Origin of the sequence: Streptomyces sp. NBC_01549, from assembly GCF_026339955.1 — a bacterium.
Taxonomy (GTDB): Bacteria; Actinomycetota; Actinomycetes; order Streptomycetales; family Streptomycetaceae; genus Streptomyces.
Genome location: NZ_JAPEPW010000001.1, coordinates 198,062 through 213,946 on the forward strand (window position 1 = coordinate 198,062; position 15,885 = coordinate 213,946).

The window sequence follows — 15,885 nt, forward strand, 5'->3', positions numbered from 1 at the left end:
GCGGTGTGTCGAGTGGTGTGCCGCGTGTCAGCGGGCGGTCAGACTCCAGGCCAGGGCCAGCACCGTCGAAGGGGCGAGCGAGCCCACTCCCCAGCGGATGGCCCGGTACTTGGCGGACAGGATCGAGCTGACGTCCACGGCCTGGACGAGCAGCCATCCGGCGGGATCACGTCCGGCCTCGGTGACCCCGGCGGACAGCCCCGCGAGATCGCGGGGAGCCAGCAGGTCGCCGAAGAACGTCACCCCGTCCCGGCCGCGGACCGTGCGAGTACGTGGCATGAGCGCCCCGACCAGCGCGGTCACCGCGACCACCCAGAGCACACCGGCGAGGATCAGCGTCACGTCGGCGAGCCCGCGCCAGTCGAGTGGGCCGTGCCGCCCGATCAGGAACGCGGGCAGCGCCAGCGTTCCGGAGAGCAGTACGGCCGCCTTCGCGTCGGCCCGGCCGAGGTCCTCCCTGACCGTGCTCAGCAGTCGTTCGGCGATGCGCTCCCCCCGGTCGGACCCGTGCGGACCCCCGTCCTGCACGGGCCCGACCGGGTCGCAGGAGGTGCGCGCCGGGCCGTCGCCGGTCACCGGTCCTCCTCCGCCCAGGACCATCCGTCGTCCTGGGAGCGTGTGCGGCGGCGCGGCGGTTCGGGTTCGGCGTCCTGGGGGTCGCCCGGGTAGGGCTCTCTCGCGCGTGGTCCCCGGTCCGCCCGGGAGGGCGGTTCGTCCGCCACCCAGTCCGGAGTGAATGGCTCGTCGGCGGCCGGGGCCAGCTGCGGGGTCTCGCGGCGGGCAGGCAGCGAGCCGATGGGCCCCTGCAGGGGGTGGCGGCCCTGGTTGAGGAGGTTCAGGGCCTGTGTCTCCACGTCGTTGGACTGGATCTGACCGCTGGCGACCATGGCGAAGAGCCGGTCGACGCGTTCCTTCTCGTCCTGCCGCCCCTCCTGGCGGATCTTCTCCAGGAAGTCCTTGGCCGCCTCCGGCTCGGCCGCCAGCATGTAGCTGAGCTGTTCCAGCTCACCGCCCTGCAGCATCTTGCGGAACCCGGCCTGATGCACCCGGGTCACCTCCGCCGAGGCGTGCGCGTCCCGGATGCCGTCCATGTGCTCGATCGTCCGGTCGTCCACCCGCAGGCGGACGTACAGCCGCACCCGCAGGCCGAGTTCGGTGCCCAGCTCGGCCCAGCGCGCGCCGGCGCACTCCAGGGTGATGGCGCGGTCGGCCTGTTCGGCCTGGGTCACCCGGTAGGCCGACGACACCTCGCGCAGCCGCTCCAGCACCGGGGCGGTGAGCCGCTGGGCGACATCGGTGACGACCTCGGTGGCGACCAGATGGGGATCGGTCACGGTCCAGTGGATGTCCACCTCGGCCTTGAAGAAGGTGGTGCCGCCGGCGGCGGGCAGCTCCATCTGAAGTGTGGTCACAAAGGTGCCGAGCGCGATCTCGCAGATGGTGTACGGCCGCGCCAGCGCCCGCTTGTCGACGTGCTGGACACCGGAGACGGTGACCACGCTGTAGCCGCCGTTGCGGTAGAACAGCACCGAGGCCTTCTGGGCGCTCACCTGCGGGAACCCGCCGGTCGGCGTGTACTCCCGCAGGAACGGGCCCGCGGGCCCCGCGGCCGCCTTCCGAGCCCTCAGCCGCTCCCTCGCCTTCGCCCTCGCGTCCTGGTCCTCAGCCATGGCTGTCCTCCTCGCCCGTCCTCTCCTTCGGCGGGACGGCGAGCCACCACAGGGAGCGCGCCTGCGCGTCGGGGAGCGGATTCTCCGGATCGTTCATCATTCGGCGCAGCAGCCAGTCCAGCCGCCGTCGGTCGTTCTCCTTGGTCACCAGCGCGGGCAGCAGGGCCGCCAGCCCCGGCCGGGTCCCTTCGGTGCCGTCCTTGCGCACCCCCGAACGCAGCAGGGACTCCAGCGCGTCCAGAGCCACGTCCTTCGACCGCGCCGTGCTCAGTGCGCTCCACATCAAGTCGGCCGTGGGGAGCACGAGTTCGGGACGGATGACGGCGAGGGCGAGCGGCAGCGGCCAGTCGGGGCGGTCCGCCAGCGGGGAGTCGGGCTCGTCGGGCAGCACCTCGTCCACCGAGGTGAGGGCGAGCCGGACGGTGGTCACCAGACCGAGGTCCTGGTACGCCTCGCGCTTGTGGTGGGTCCAGTCGGCCATCCGCCGCAGCACCGTGGCGCCGTCCGGGAGCGCCAGCAGCCGTACGGCGTTGAACGAGGCGACCGCCAGATGCTCCCCGTCGTCGCGGACCCCGATCCGGGCCAGGGCGTCCAGGGCGTCGTCCGTCGTGTCCGCGGCGTTCCCGTACCCCAGTGCCATCGCCGCGGTCCAGCGCAGCGACTTCGTCCCGTACCTGCTCCAGTCGTCGACCAGTTTGAGCACCGCCTTGCGGTGCGACGCGTGACCGGCCGCCTGGTCCAGCGTGGTGGCCGCGAAGATCCTCCGGCGGGGCGTGGCCGCCTCGGCGAGCGGCCTGATCAGCTCCGCGTATCCGTGGTCGAAGTCCCGTGCGCACAGCTCCCCGGCGGCCACCGCGGCGCGCATCCACACCTGGGGGCGCGGATCGTCGGCGAGCAGCCGCAGCCAGCGCACGATCGGCGCCCGGACGGGGAAGTGCCGGTCCCAGATCTCGGTCAGCACCGCGGAGGGCAGCGCGGAACCCCGGTACCAGATCAGCCGGGCCGGGACCTCGGTGCCGGCCACCTCGATCCGGCCGTCGGTCAGTTCGGCGCGTGAGAGCGCGAGATCGGCTTCCGGGTCGTCGCAGAACAGAGGGCGGGCCGGGGTGTGGTCCGGATCGCACTGTACGGACAGCTCCCAGGTCAGCAGATGGGCGGCGGCGGCCACGGCGCTGTGCGAGGCCCCGCCCAGTACGGCGAGGGCGATACGGAACGCCACCGGGTGGAACAGGGCCGCCGTACCCGGCCGGCCCGCGCCGCCCTCCGGCTCGGCGGGAGGCGCCGTCAGCGCCCGGTCCACTCCGGCGAACCACTCCTGGGCCTGGTCGGCGGCGAGGCTCCGGCAACCGGCCAGCAGTTCGTCCCGGGAGACCTCCCCCAGTTGGTGTCCGGCCAGCAGCGAGGCGAGCAACTCGGCCTCGGCGGGGCGCAGATCCTTCAGCCCGACCGCGTCCTTGACGTCCTGGCGGAGCGCCAGTTCCTCCGCCCCGGCGAGCAGGTCCTCCAGCCGGACACCGCCGTCCGGGGCGGCGGCGACATGCTCCTCCAGCCGCTCCCGTAACCGGGTGGTGAGCAGTTCCTGGGTGGGCGCGGGCGGGCAGAGCCTGCCGTACCGGCCGGCCAGCAGCGGGTTCGCCGCCGACCCGACCGTGACGACGACCACCGCGTACGCCTCGCACCCGGCCAGGGCCGCGGCGAGCCCGTCCAGATCCATCTCGTCCGGGGGCGGCGCGACGGGTCCGGTGAGGGGGAGTTCCAGCAGGTACCCGGTGCCGCGCCGTGCCTCCTCGCTCTCGCCGGCCAGGGAGCGCGTCAACTGCCGTACCCCGCCGTCCGGATCGACCCGGCGCACCCGGGATCCGGCCACGGGCTCCGTGCCCGTGGCGTCCGCCGCGGGGCCGGTGACCTCGTCAAGGAGCGAGAGCGCGGTGCTGGTGCGTCCGGTGCCGGGGGCGGCGCCGAGCACCAGCAGCCGACGCGTGTTGAGGGCCTTGCGCAGCTGTACGTATCCCTGCGGTTCCACGTGGACGCGGCGGAGCCTGCGCAGTTCCTCGTCGGGCACGGGGCCGCCGCGCATCCCCGCGCCGGAGTGGCGGGCGTCCATCCGCAGATGGATGTCGCCGATGTGGGCGCTCTGGAAGAACGAGCGGTCGAAGCTGTTCAGGTCCCGGCCGGTGTCGAACAGCATCCGGGTGGCGCGGCGGGCCCGCGAGGCGGCGGCGAGGTCGGTGGTCCCGTCCTCGCCCTGCTCCTCGGCGAGCGGGTCGCGGGTGTGCTCCTTGAACCGCCCCGCGGCGCGCTCGTGTTCCGCCATCTGGTCCTGCTCGACGTCGCCCCCTTCCGGGGCGTCGTTCCCGGCGGCGACCTCGTCGCCGTCGGCCTTGTCCCCGTCGGCACGGGGCGGTTCGTTCCTGGCCCTCCCGTCGGCCTCGGGCGAACGGGCCTCGGCCCCCTTCTGGGGTGCGGGCTCGGCGGCGCCGCCCGCCTGCTGATCGTCGGTCACTGCGATCAGCCCTTCCGTCGGCCGGCGTCGCCGGTGATCCGCCCGATGTGCACGGGCTGCTGGTAGACGTTGTCGTGGTGCTGCGACATGTCGCCGTGGACGGTGTACCGGGCACCGGGGGCGTCGGCCGGGTCGTCACCCTTGGCGTCCTGGAAGTCCGAGAACTCCTGGACTTCCTGGACTTCCTCGACGTCATCGGCGTGACCGGCGGCCGTGTCCGCGGTGGGTGGCGGATCACCGGCCGGTGCGGCAGGAGGTACCGGTGCGGCGGGGATCTCCGGAGCGGGCCGACCGGGAAGGTGGAACCAGGCGGTGACCTCGCCCTCCTTGAGCTCCAGGCGGGCGGAGGAGTAGTGCGCGGGCTCGATGAACTTGCCGCCGCTGCTGACCACGTCCTCGTACAGCGACTGGGAGGTCACCAGCACGAGATCGGCCCGCTCGGCGTCCAGCAGCCGCCGGGCGAGGGGAGCGTCGGCCAGTCGGCAGGCGAGGTCCACCGCGCGCCCGCTGATGCCCCGGACGTCGTGCCGGACAGGCCCGACGTGCATGCCCACCCGAAGCCCCAGGGGGACGCACAGGCCGCGGTTCTCGTCCCGCAGCGTCTCGTGCACCTCGATCATCCACAGGCCGAGCAGCCGGGTCACCGCGATCCGGCCAGCCACCGACAGCAGCACACCGTCGCCCCGGTCCTCCATGTGTACGGCGTCCCGCGCCACCTTGGCGTGGGTGAAAGCCGTTTCCAGCACCCGGTAGATCCGCTCGCGCATGCGCTGCTTGTCGACGTCGTCGTACTCCCCGGAACGCCGGGCGTCGACGCTGATCACCAACTCGTAGCGTGCTTCGGTGAGATCCATCGCGCCGTGGTCCACCCGTGCCCCCTTGTTCTCTCCACTTGCCGTCCCCCTCAGCGTCGGGCCCGGGACGAAGGCCGTCTGTAGCCGTTTACACACGACAAGGCGTGGGTTTACTCCTGATGGCCGTCCGCGAGGAGGGCGAGCAGTTCGGGGTCGAGGATTTCCACCATCCGGTTGCCGGTACGCACGACCTGCTGTGTCCGCAGCAGCTTCAGTGCCTTGGCGACGGCTTCCCGGGTCGCACCGATGGTGGCGGCCAGCTCGTCCTGGGCCAGTTGGACGACGATGCCGGCATCGGCGTGTGTGGCGCCCGGTGCAGCCGGGTTGTAGGGGCCGGACGGCTCGGCTCTCGACAGTTCGGTGAGCCGACTGGCCAGCCGTTGCAGCACGGTGAGCGAGGCGAGCGCGGACCGCTCCTGGTCGGCGCTGCGCAGCCGGAAGGTGAGCTGGCGTATCACCAGACCGCTGACGCGGGGGTGCAGGGCGAGGAAACGGCGGAAGGCGTCCCCGGATATGACCTGGACCTCGGTCGGACCCAGCGCGCGTACGGTGGCGCTGCGGGGATGCGGGTCCAGGGCCGCCATCTCGCCGAGCAGTTCACCGGGACCGCGCAGACCGAGTATCAGCCGGGTGGCACCCCGGTCCGTCGCCACGGAGACGGTCACCCAGCCCTGAATGACGATCAGGACGTGACTGGACCGGTCGCCCTCCGTCAGAAGATGGGCATCGGCCGCATAGTTCTTCCGGCTGCCGAGAGCCATCACGCTCTCGCGCTCCTGAGCGGTCAGAGCGCGCGCGAAAGCCAGCTCATTGCCGAGCAGCCCCATGGCCACGCCCCCCGCCGCAATCGTGCCGCCTGACTTTTCAGAGGCGTTGATGGTGACAGAGCGAGGCATTGAGACGAGCGAATTACGCCAGATCGGCAGTACTGGCCGGTAAGTGCCGAAGTGCCAGGTGGGTCGCCCGGGGGAGGCCGCCCCTCGTGACGCCCCCACGGCCGTGACCGCGGCCGAACCGTCGGTCCCGGCTCCCGCCCCACCGACGACTTTGAGGTCAGGACCGGTACGCGAACGGCCGGCCCCCACGATGCGGGGACCGGCCGGAGCGGCGGACTTGGCGAAAAATCAGGTTTCCGCCGCCAAAGGGGTGGTGGCGAGGTGGTGGCGGAGTGAGGGGACGGTGTCGGCGTCTTCGAGCGTCACACCGGTCGGCCGAAGGCTCAGCCGACGGTCGCGCAACTGGCCTTGTTGAGGGTGAAGTCGCGCGCGGCCGAGTTGGAGCCACTCCAGGAGCCGAGGAAGCCGAAGGTGAAGGTGGCGTTCGCGGCGACCGTCTTGTTGTAGTCGGCGGCGGTGGCCGTGACGTGGGAGTCGTCCTGGACGAAGGTGCCGTCCCACATCTGACTCACGTGCTGACCGTCCTTGAAGGTCCAGCCGAGGCTCCAGGTGGCGAGGGCCTTGGTGGAGGTGACGGTGACCGTGGCCTGGAAGCCGTCCGGCCACTGGCCGACGATCTCGTACTTCACCTGACAGTCGGGCGGGGCGCTCTTCGTGGAGCCGGTCACCCCGCCCTGCTTCTTGGCGGGCGACGAGGACTTGCCCTGGGCCTCCTGATCGGAGTTGCCCGCCGGCCGTGAGGTCGAGTCCGCCACCGTGGGCGAGCCCGACGACCCCGACTTCGACCCCGACCCCGACTTCGGCTTCGATCCCGAAACCGACCCCGAGGGGAAGGAGGGGCCCGGGTCCGCCACGGTCTGCCCGTCCGTCGACTCGTCCTGCGCGGCGGCCGCGCCACCGGCCTTCGAGCCGCCGAAGGGCATCAGCGAGACCGTGAGCGCCAGCCCGGACACGAGGACGGCCGCGACCAGGATCCCGGTCCGGCCGATCCGGGGCCGGACCGGCTTGCCCTCGTTCAGCCCCGTGTCCACGGCCGCGTCCGTGCGACCGCCGATCATGCCGGCCTCGGCGGCCCGGCGCCGCCGTTCCAGATACGCGAGGCCGCCCCAGCCGATCACACCGCTCGAGAGCGCCGCGGGCAGCCCGCCACCGTGCAGCCTCAGACAGGCGGCGGCCTCCGCGCACTCGACGCAACGCGCCATGTGCTGGGAGAGGTCGTCAGGCGTCTCGGCGGTGGGTGAGCGGGTCACCGCGTCGAGGAGCCGCGCGTAGCTGCGGCAGTGGGCGTCCATCGGGGTGTCGAGGTGGTTTCGGTGGCAGCGGTCCCGGAACAGCGCCCGCACCTGGGCGAGTTCGATGGACGCGGCCGCCGGGTCGAGACCGAGCCGACGGGCCACCGCGGGCAGCGGCAGCGACTCGACCTCGGCCAGCCACAGCAGCACGGCGTCCGGCTCCTGCATGTCCCTGAGGCCGCGCAGCGCGAGCGGGCGGTGCAGCGGCGGTCCGATGTAGCGGGCGGCCTTGTCCGAGTGGAGCCACAGGCGCAGGTCGGGGTCGAGCCGGTGGCCGAGCCCGTTCGCCTCCCAGGTGGCGGCCACGAAACGGACCGAGGCGAGCAGCAGCGGAATTCGGGGCAGCCTGAGCGCCCTGCGTCCGGTACCGGTACTCTTCGATGCCGCGGTTGCGGCGCGCAGCTCGCCGATGCCGTGCGTGAACGCCTCGGTCGCCAGCTGTGTGGCCGCGGCCGAACCGGACGTACACAGATCGGCGTACGACAGGACCGCGTCCCAGCACTCCGAGAGCAGTGCGGCCTCGGCGGCGTTCTGGGGGGTCGGCAGGTCGGGCATGGGGGGCTCCTGCATCAACTGCTTCCAGGTGCAACGTCAAGAAACGTCTGACAACGTGACCGTCAACTCACGCTCTGTACAAGGGAGTTGAGCACCGTCACAACGACGGGGCCCGAGCCTTTCACGCTTTCCACACAACTGACAAGCGAGGTATTCAATTATCACGGCAAGCGGTTGCGGCGCCCGTTCGTCCGAGCGTGCGCAGCCTCCCTCCCGCCGCATGGAAGGTGATACGGAAGGGAGGCCGGTACGTATCATCGCGGCCGACTTTTTCTGAACCTTCGGCCCCCGGCGCCGCGAACTCTTCGGCCCTACGGAGCCTTCGTTCCGGCCGCTTCCGCCACCGCGGGGTCCCGCGCCGGGAGGCTGTCCATGAAGGAGCTCACCGAGAAGACCGCGTGGCCGGGTCCGGGCGGCCCGTATCCAGGCGGGGAGGACAGGCCGAAGTCCTCCATGGTGGAGCGGTAGGCCTCCAGCAGCCGGATGTGGTACTCCAGCGGCGCGCCCTGGGGGTTGGCCTTGCCGAGCGGCGTCGTGGGCTCCGGGCACCAGGTGGTGAAGCGGGGCGTGATGCCGTGCGACATGAAGAAGCGCAGGCCCTCGGTGGTGGAGGCGATGGCCTCGTCGACGGTCGTGAAGCCGAACGGCTCGGCCATCTCCACGCCCGCCACGAAGTTGGGGATCACATTGCGCGCGCCGAAGACCTCCGCCGAGTCGAGGATGCGCCGGTGCCACTCGTCCCTGCCGACGTAGCGCTCCTTGCCCGGGCAGTACAGCTCGAAGAGCCGCCGGTCCCACACCTCGTAGTTGGGGTGGTAGATCTGCACCCCGTAGTCCTTGAACCGCTGCACGTCGTCGCGCGGCAACGCCTGCGCGACGACCTTGCCGATCCACCGCCCCGGGAAGCGCTCCTCGATGGCCTTGGCGTAGTGCCCGTAGAAGTCGGCCTCGTCGCGCCCCTGAAGCTTCGAGGTGATCGCGCCGCCGGTGAGGGTGTACGCGGTGGAGGCCTTCGCCGTGTCGTACCGGTCGATGATCTCGAGGGCTTCGAGGACCTCCTCGACGTCCTTCACTCCGGTGTACGGGCGCCCCGCCGCCTTGTGCTGGCGCCAGTTGTGGTTGATGTCGCAGTACTGGCACTCCTCCTTGGCGCCGAAGTACTGGCAGACGCGGAAGACGGTGAGGTAGATCAGGTAGCCCCACTGGATGGTCGGGGCGACCTCCATCACGGACTTCCCGTTGGAGAGCGTGTGCCGGTAGTACTCGGGCATCGGCGGCACGCCGACGTCGGCGATGCGCTTCCCGTCGAGGTAGAGCCCGAGCACCCCCTCTTCGTCGGCGGCGACGCGATAGGGCGAGGCGGGGTTGACGCGTACGGACACCACCGTGCGCCGCAGGTCGTACGGCCCGCCCGTGAGGATGATCTCCTCGGGCGGGCGTCGCAGCGCGGCCTCGCCGAGCTCGGGCAGGGTGCCGTGGTCGAAGGAGAAGATGAAGTACGACTTCGGCTTGACGTCACCGTCCTCGTTGTCGGAGAGCGCCGACTCGTCGAAGGCCACACCTCCGCGGAGCAGGTCCTCTTTGAAGACAGCCTCCCGCGGTACGTGCGGGAACCGCTCCATCAGATCCTCGACCAACGCGGTGCGGCTGCCGACCATCCCGTTCTCCTCGCTCCCGACTTGTTCCCGACTCGTTCAAGTCTCCGTGCTCGACTCCTCACGGTATGCCCCTGCCTGCGCGCCGGCCGTGCCGGGTCCCCTCGCGCCGCGCGACGCGTACGGGAAGAGCCACGTCCGGCGGCCAGGCGGTGACGGCACTCCTGCTCGAACACCCCGACCTCGTACCAGGCGAACATCGAGGCGCCGGTGGATGCGCTGGTCCAAGATCTGCTGTTCGAGGACGGCTGGAACGCCGACGAGCCGTGGACGCCGCTGCGCCGCGACCTCACGGAGCCGGTGAAGAACCCAGGCGTGCGGATCGAGGTGGTCGGGCCGGAGCAGGCGCAGGTGTTTGCCGCCGTACATGGCTCTGAACTGCTTGAGCTTGTTGATCGCCCGCGCGACAGAGGCCGTAAACGGGACCGACACGATGAGCGCGGCCGGGGCCGGAACACCGTACCGACCGACCCCGAGGTAGTTTCCAGCGGTGGCCACCGCACGGCGGCGCACGGCGACTACCCGGGGAAGGACCACAGGGATGGCAGAAACCCTGACCAACTGGGCCGGCAACATCACGTACACCGCCAAGGAACTGCACCGCCCGCACACGCCCGACGCCCTCGCGGCACTGGTCGCGCAGAGCGCGCGCGTCCGCGTCCTCGGCAGCGGGCACTCGTTCAACGAGATCGCCGAGCCCGGCGACCAGGGCGTACTGGTCTCGCTCACCGCGCTGCCCCCGGCCGTGGACGTCGACTCGACCGCCCGTACCGTACGGGTCGCGGGCGGCGTCCGGTACGCGGAACTCGCCCGCCGGGTCCACGAGCACGGGTTCGCCCTGCACAACATGGCCTCCCTCCCGCACATCTCCGTGGCGGGCTCGGTGGCGACCGGCACCCACGGCTCGGGCGTCACGAACGGCTCCCTCGCCTCCGCCGTGCGCGAGGTCGAGATCCTGACGGCGGACGGCTCGACCGTCACGATCGGCCGCGACGAGGAACGCTTCGACGGCGCCGTGACCTCCCTCGGCGCACTCGGTGTCGTCACCGCCCTCACCCTCGACCTGGAGCCGGACTTCGAGGTGAGTCAGCACGTCTTCACCGAACTCCCCCTGGCGGGGCTCGACTTCGAGACGGTGGCGGCGACGGCGTACAGCGTGAGTCTCTTCACCGACTGGGGACGTCCGGGCTTCCGGCAGGTGTGGCTCAAGCGCCGCACCGACCAGCCGCTGCCCGACTTCCCCTGGGCCGCGCCCGCCACCGAGGCGATGCACCCTGTGCCGGGCATGCCCGCCGAGAACTGCACCCAGCAGTTCGGGGTGCCCGGACCGTGGCACGAGCGGCTGCCGCACTTCCGGGCCGAGTTCACCCCGAGCAGCGGGGCCGAGCTGCAGTCCGAGTACCTGCTGCCGCGCCCGCACGCGCTCGCGGCGCTGGGCGCCCTCGACGCGATCCGCGAGCACATCGCGCCGCTGCTGCAGATCTGCGAGGTGCGCACCGTCGCCGCCGACCGGCAGTGGCTGAGCCCCGCGTACGGCCGGGACACCGTGGCCCTGCACTTCACCTGGGTCGAGGACACGGCGGCCGTCCTGCCGGTGGTGCGGCGGGTCGAGGAGGCGCTGGAGCCGTTCGACCCCCGGCCGCACTGGGGCAAGGTGTTCACCACGCCCGGAGAGGTGCTGCGCGGGCGCTATCCACGACTGGACGACTTCAGGGCCCTGGCCGAAAGCATGGATCCGGCGGGCAAGTTCACCAACACCTTCGTGCGGGACTTTGTTCACCCCCTTTCCTAACCCCTTGTCGAAAGTCCTCGCCAGGCCATAGCCTTGCGGCGCGCCGGGACCGAGCCCCGCTGTGCGGTACGGAGGACCGAGGTGGCAAAGCAGGCGAAGCGGACATCGCGCGACATCCGCACCGCGAACCGCTATGAGGTGCTGCGTCAGATCATCGCCGCCTCTCCCACCTCACGACAGGAGTTGGCCGCGGCCACCGGGCTGAGCCTGGCCACGGTCGCCACGCTCGTCGGTGAACTGCTCGACCTCGGGATGCTGACCGAGGTCGGGTTCGAGGACTCCGCGGGGGGCCGACCCCGGGGACTCGTGGCCGTCAACGCATCGGGGGGCGCGTTGATCGGCGTGGACATCGCGGAGACATACGTCCGCGTGGAGCTGTTCGACCTCGCGCTGAACGTGCTCGCCCGCGCCGCCGAGGACATGCGCCCCGGCGAGAGCCGCCCGGAGCAGGTCGTCGGGCATGTCGCCGTGGCCGTCGGCTCGGTGGTCGCGCAGGCCGGGATCGAGGGCGCGCGCGTCCTGGGCGTCGGGGTCAGCGTGCCGGGCCAGGTGGACCGCGACACCGGCATCTCCGAGTACGCGCCGAACTGGGACTGGCACGACGTACCGCTGCTCGACCTGCTGGCCGAGCACATCGCCTATCCCCTCTACCTCGACAACCCGCTGCGCGCCTGCGCGGTCGCCGAGCTGTGGTTCGGCGCGGCCCGTGGACGCGGGGACGCCGTCGTCGTCAATCTGGGCACGGGGGTCGGCGCCGGGCTCGCGCTCGGCGGCGGGCTGCACCGGGGGGTGAGCAACAGCGCGGGCGAATGGGGCCATACGACGCTGGTGCTTGACGGGCGGCCGTGCCACTGCGGCAACCACGGCTGCGTGGAGACGTACGTCGGGGCGCCCGGAATCATGCTGAATCTGCGGGAGTCCAGTCCGGACAGCCCGCTGCTGCACCCCGACGACCAGACCGCCACCATCGACGCCCTGTCCCGCGGGGTCGCCGCCGGAGACCCGGTGGCGCTCCAGGTCGTCCGCGACACCGCCCGCTATCTCGGCGCGAGCATCGCGGACCTGGTCAATCTCCTCAACCCCGAAGTCGTCGTGCTCAGCAGCTGGGTGGCCGCCACGCTCGGCGAGCCGCTGCTGCGCGAGGTCCGCGAGGCCGTCGCCCGGCACGCGCTGAGGCGGCCGCTGGCCGCCACCGAGATCGTCCTCTCCCCCATCCCCACCGACCCGGTCTGCCTGGGCGCCGCGACCTTCGCCCTGGAGGGCGCCCTGAACTCGGTGGGCCAGAAGCCCGCCGGCGGCAGGACCGTCCCACGCCGCACCGCCCTCTAGGAGAAGACCGCGGGCCGCCGGATCGACGGTCCGCCAACTCACTTGGGCCACAACCCTGTTCGGCCAACCGAACCGCTCACAACGCTTCGAACAGACTTCGTCCAACCCCTTGCCGAAGCCTTAACGGAAGGTTAGCGTCCCGCCACCGCACAGCGATTTCGAGCCGTAGCCGTACAAGAGACAAGGACGTCACCATGTCGGCAATGAGCAGCAACTGGGACCGTCGCTCCGTCCTGCGGGCCGCCGCGGGGCTGGCCGCGCTGGGGCCGCTGGCCGCCTGTGGAAGCAACAACGGCCGCTCCGGGGGCGGGAGCGGTTCGGGCAAGAACCTCGTCCAGTACTTCCACGCCTACGGCGAGGCGGGTACCGAGCAGGCGATCAAGCGATACGCGAAGGCCTACAGCAAGGCCGACGTGACCACGCAGTGGATCACCAGCAACACCTTCGAGACCAAGCTCTTCGCGGCTCTGCTCACCGCGCAGGCACCCGACGTCTTCGAGTTCCACCCGCAGATCCAGATGATCAAGAGCGGCCAGGTCGCGGACCTGACCGACATCATCGACCCGGTCAAGGACGACTTCAACCCGGCCGACATCAAGTCGCACACGGTCGACGGCAAGATCTACGGCGTGCGGATGATCGACGACCCGCAGTTCTTCTACTACCGCAAGTCGATGCTGGAGAAGGCCAACGTCTCCGTGCCGACCACGCTCGACGAACTGATCGAGGCCGGTGCCAAACTCACCACCAGCAAGGTCAAGGGCCTCTTCCTCGGCAACGACCTGACAGCGATCCAGAACAACCTGATCTTCTCCGCCGGCGCCGAAACCCTCGACGCCAAGAACCAGATCGCCTACCACACGGACGGCGTGATCGAGGGCCTCACCAAGCTCCACACCCTGTTCAACAGCGGCCACCTGCTGCTGGACTCCCCGACCGACTTCTGGGACCCGTCCGCGATCAACCAGGGCCTGTGCGCCATCCAGTTCGGCGGCATGTGGTCGATGCCCGCGATCCAGCAGGCGCTCGGCGACGACTTCGGCATCTTCCCCTTCCCGAAGGTCGGATCGAGCGGCCGGCTGTCCGTCTACAACGGCGGCTGGTCGATGTTCGTCAACGCCAAGGGCAATAACGTCGACGCGGCCAAGGAGTACGTGAAGTGGCTGTGGATCGACCAGAAGAAGGACCAGGAGGACTGGGCCACCTCGTACGGCTTCCACATCCCGCCGCGCGCCTCGATCGCCGCGCAGGCCACCAAGCTCAAGTCGGGGCAGGCCGCGGAGGCCGTCAAGCTCTTCAACACGTACGGGCACTTCGACAACATCGGCTTCACCCAGGCGATGATCACCGCGTTCAACGACGTCATGGCCAACGCCGTCCGCAAGAACATGGACCCGAAGAAAGCGCTCGACCAGTGCGACACGAAGGTCAACCGCGAGCTCAAGAAGCTGTTCGGATAGGCCGGCGGGCGGACCACGACATGTCGACCACCACCGCACGCGACCTCGCTCACCCCACCCCGGCCCAGCCCTCGAAGGCCAAGCCGCGGCGGGGCCTGCGGGCCAATGCCACGCTGAACTTCTGGCTCTTCACCGGGCCCTTCCTCCTCGGACTCGCCGTCTTCGTCTTCGTCCCGATCGTCTGGAGCATCTGGCTCAGTTTCTACGACGCCCGATTCACCGTCACGCCGAGCAACTTCATCGGCTTCGACAACTACAAGACGATCCTGACGGACCCCAACTTCACCCGCTCCCTGGGGACGTTCACGGTCTTCGCCGCGTTCATCGTGCCGACCACCTGGGCGCTCTCACTGGGCCTGGCGCTGCTGGTGAACCGGCTGCGCTTCATGCGGGCGTTCTTCCGTTCGGTCTTCTTCCTGCCGACCGCGTGCAGCTACGTCGCCGCCGCGCTGATCTGGAAGATGTCCCTCTTCAACGGCGTCCGCTTCGGCCTGGCTAACACCGTTCTCGGCTGGTTCGGAGTGGAGAACACGGCCTGGCTGGCCAACCCGAACCCGCCCTGGTACTGGCTGGTCATCGTGACGCTGCGCCTGTGGATCCAGTCCGGCTTCTACATGATCCTGTTCCTGGCGGCGCTGCAGAACATCCCGGCGGAGCTGTACGAGGCCGCCGAGATCGACGGCGCCAAGCCGGGCTGGCAGACCTTCCGGTACATCACGCTGCCCCAGCTGCGGGCCACCTCGACCGCGGTGGTCCTGCTGCTCCTCGTCGCCGCCTACCAGGCCTTCGACGAGTTCTACAACCTGATGGGCAAGGCCACATGGGGCCAGCCGCCCCTCGCCGTCCTCTACAAGACGGCTCTCGGTGTGAACCAGGACTACGGCCAGGGCAGCGCGGGCGCGGTCATCCTGACCCTGCTGATCTGCGTCGTGACGCTGTTCCAGGGACGGATCATGGGCTTCGGAAGGGGTGAGGAGTCCAAGTGACCACCACCACGCCTCAGCTGGACAAGCCACGCCACGTCAAGCGCGGCAGTGTCCTCGGCAACACCGGTCTGTACATCGCCGTGGGCGTCGCCGCCCTGCTGTTCCTCCTCCCCTTCTACCTGATCGTCCGCAACGCCCTGATGACGGACCCGGAGATCACGGGCGAGAACTGGAAGTGGTTCCCCTCCCACATCCAGTGGAGCAACATCACCGAGCCGTTCCACGACGTGACGGTCGACTTCGGGCAGTCCCTGGTCAACTCCGCGATCGTCGCCGTCCTGATGACCGTCGGCACCCTGCTGGTCTGCTCACTGGGGGGCTACGGTCTGGCGCGCATCCCCTACCGGCATGCCAACAAGGTCTTCTACCTGGTCCTCGCGACCCTGATGGTTCCGACCGCGGTCACCTTCGTGCCCAGCTTCGTTCTCGTCTCGTCCCTCGGCTGGGTCGACACCTACCGAGGCCTCATCGTTCCGGGCCTGTTCAGTGGTTTCACCTGCTTCCTGTTCCGGCAGTACTTCCTGGGGTTCCCCAAGGAACTGGAGGAGGCGGCGCGGGTGGACGGGCTCAGCTACTGGGGCGCGTACTGGCGGGTCGTCGTACCCAACTCGCTGAACTTCTTCGCGGCGATGGCCACGATCACCTTCATCAGCGGCTGGAACTCCTTCCTGTGGCCGCTGGTCATCGGCCAGGACCCCAGCGCCTGGACGGTGCAGGTGGCGCTGTCGTCGTACATGACCAACCAGACCGTCAACTACCACCTGATCTTCATGGCAACCGCCATTTCCATCCTGCCCCTGGTGTTCGTGTTCCTCTTCCTCCAGCGCTGGCTGGTCCAGGGGATCGCGCAGACCGGCATCAAGGGCTGATCCGCGGCACGGGCCGATCAAGGA

General features: G+C 70.2%; 12 protein-coding genes and 1 pseudogene. 6 read left to right on the forward strand and 7 right to left on the reverse strand.

Annotated elements, in window-relative coordinates:
* Positions 1-27 precede the first annotated feature (27 nt).
* The 7 genes from OG819_RS00805 to OG819_RS00835 form a co-directional block, all read right to left on the reverse strand.
* Positions 28-576 (reverse strand): Pycsar system effector family protein, encoded by a 549-nt coding sequence (locus OG819_RS00805; RefSeq protein ID WP_266647471.1) that lies wholly within the window; start codon positions 574-576, stop codon positions 28-30.
* The gene (locus OG819_RS00810) at positions 573-1,670 is read right to left on the reverse strand and encodes a hypothetical protein (RefSeq protein WP_266647472.1); all 1,098 of its coding nucleotides are present in this window, start codon (positions 1,668-1,670) and stop codon (positions 573-575) included. Before OG819_RS00810 ends, OG819_RS00805 begins: the two co-directional genes overlap by 4 nt.
* Positions 1,663-4,173, reverse strand: coding sequence for a hypothetical protein (locus OG819_RS00815; protein ID WP_266647473.1), 2,511 nt, complete (start codon positions 4,171-4,173; stop codon positions 1,663-1,665). The genes OG819_RS00810 and OG819_RS00815 overlap by 8 nt, the downstream gene beginning before the upstream one ends.
* 5 nt (positions 4,174-4,178) lie before the next feature.
* Entirely contained in the window at positions 4,179-5,027 is an 849-nt protein-coding gene (locus OG819_RS00820; protein ID WP_266647475.1) for a hypothetical protein, read from the reverse strand.
* 110 nt (positions 5,028-5,137) lie between these two features.
* A complete protein-coding gene (locus OG819_RS00825; RefSeq protein WP_266652514.1) occupies positions 5,138-5,854 on the reverse strand; it encodes a Crp/Fnr family transcriptional regulator in 717 nt (238 codons plus the stop codon).
* 392 nt (positions 5,855-6,246) lie between these two features.
* Positions 6,247-7,770, reverse strand: a complete 1,524-nt coding sequence (locus OG819_RS00830) for a cellulose-binding domain-containing protein (RefSeq protein WP_266647477.1) — start codon at positions 7,768-7,770, stop codon at positions 6,247-6,249.
* 311 nt (positions 7,771-8,081) lie between these two features.
* The gene (locus OG819_RS00835) at positions 8,082-9,428 is read right to left on the reverse strand and encodes a radical SAM protein (protein WP_266630158.1); all 1,347 of its coding nucleotides are present in this window, start codon (positions 9,426-9,428) and stop codon (positions 8,082-8,084) included.
* Positions 9,429-9,614: 186 nt separating this feature from the next.
* Here OG819_RS00835 and OG819_RS00840 point away from each other — a divergent pair.
* The 6 genes and pseudogenes from OG819_RS00840 to OG819_RS00865 form a co-directional block, all read left to right on the forward strand.
* Positions 9,615-9,791 (forward strand): annotated as a pseudogene (locus tag OG819_RS00840) (GNAT family N-acetyltransferase); the annotation flags it as partial.
* A 175-nt stretch (positions 9,792-9,966) separates the two neighbouring features.
* The gene (locus OG819_RS00845; protein ID WP_266647478.1) at positions 9,967-11,217 is read left to right on the forward strand and encodes an FAD-binding protein; all 1,251 of its coding nucleotides are present in this window, start codon (positions 9,967-9,969) and stop codon (positions 11,215-11,217) included.
* An 81-nt stretch (positions 11,218-11,298) separates the two neighbouring features.
* Positions 11,299-12,546, forward strand: a complete 1,248-nt coding sequence (locus OG819_RS00850; protein WP_266647479.1) for an ROK family transcriptional regulator — start codon at positions 11,299-11,301, stop codon at positions 12,544-12,546.
* A gap of 194 nt (positions 12,547-12,740) precedes the next feature.
* A complete protein-coding gene (locus OG819_RS00855) occupies positions 12,741-14,006 on the forward strand; it encodes an extracellular solute-binding protein (protein WP_266647481.1) in 1,266 nt (421 codons plus the stop codon).
* Positions 14,007-14,026: 20 nt separating this feature from the next.
* Positions 14,027-14,992: a carbohydrate ABC transporter permease gene (locus OG819_RS00860; RefSeq protein WP_266647482.1), complete on the forward strand. Its 966-nt coding sequence runs from the start codon at positions 14,027-14,029 to the stop codon at positions 14,990-14,992.
* Complete coding sequence (locus tag OG819_RS00865; protein WP_266630149.1) at positions 14,989-15,861, forward strand: carbohydrate ABC transporter permease; 873 nt, start codon at positions 14,989-14,991, stop codon at positions 15,859-15,861. Before OG819_RS00860 ends, OG819_RS00865 begins: the two co-directional genes overlap by 4 nt.
* Positions 15,862-15,885 lie beyond the last annotated feature (24 nt).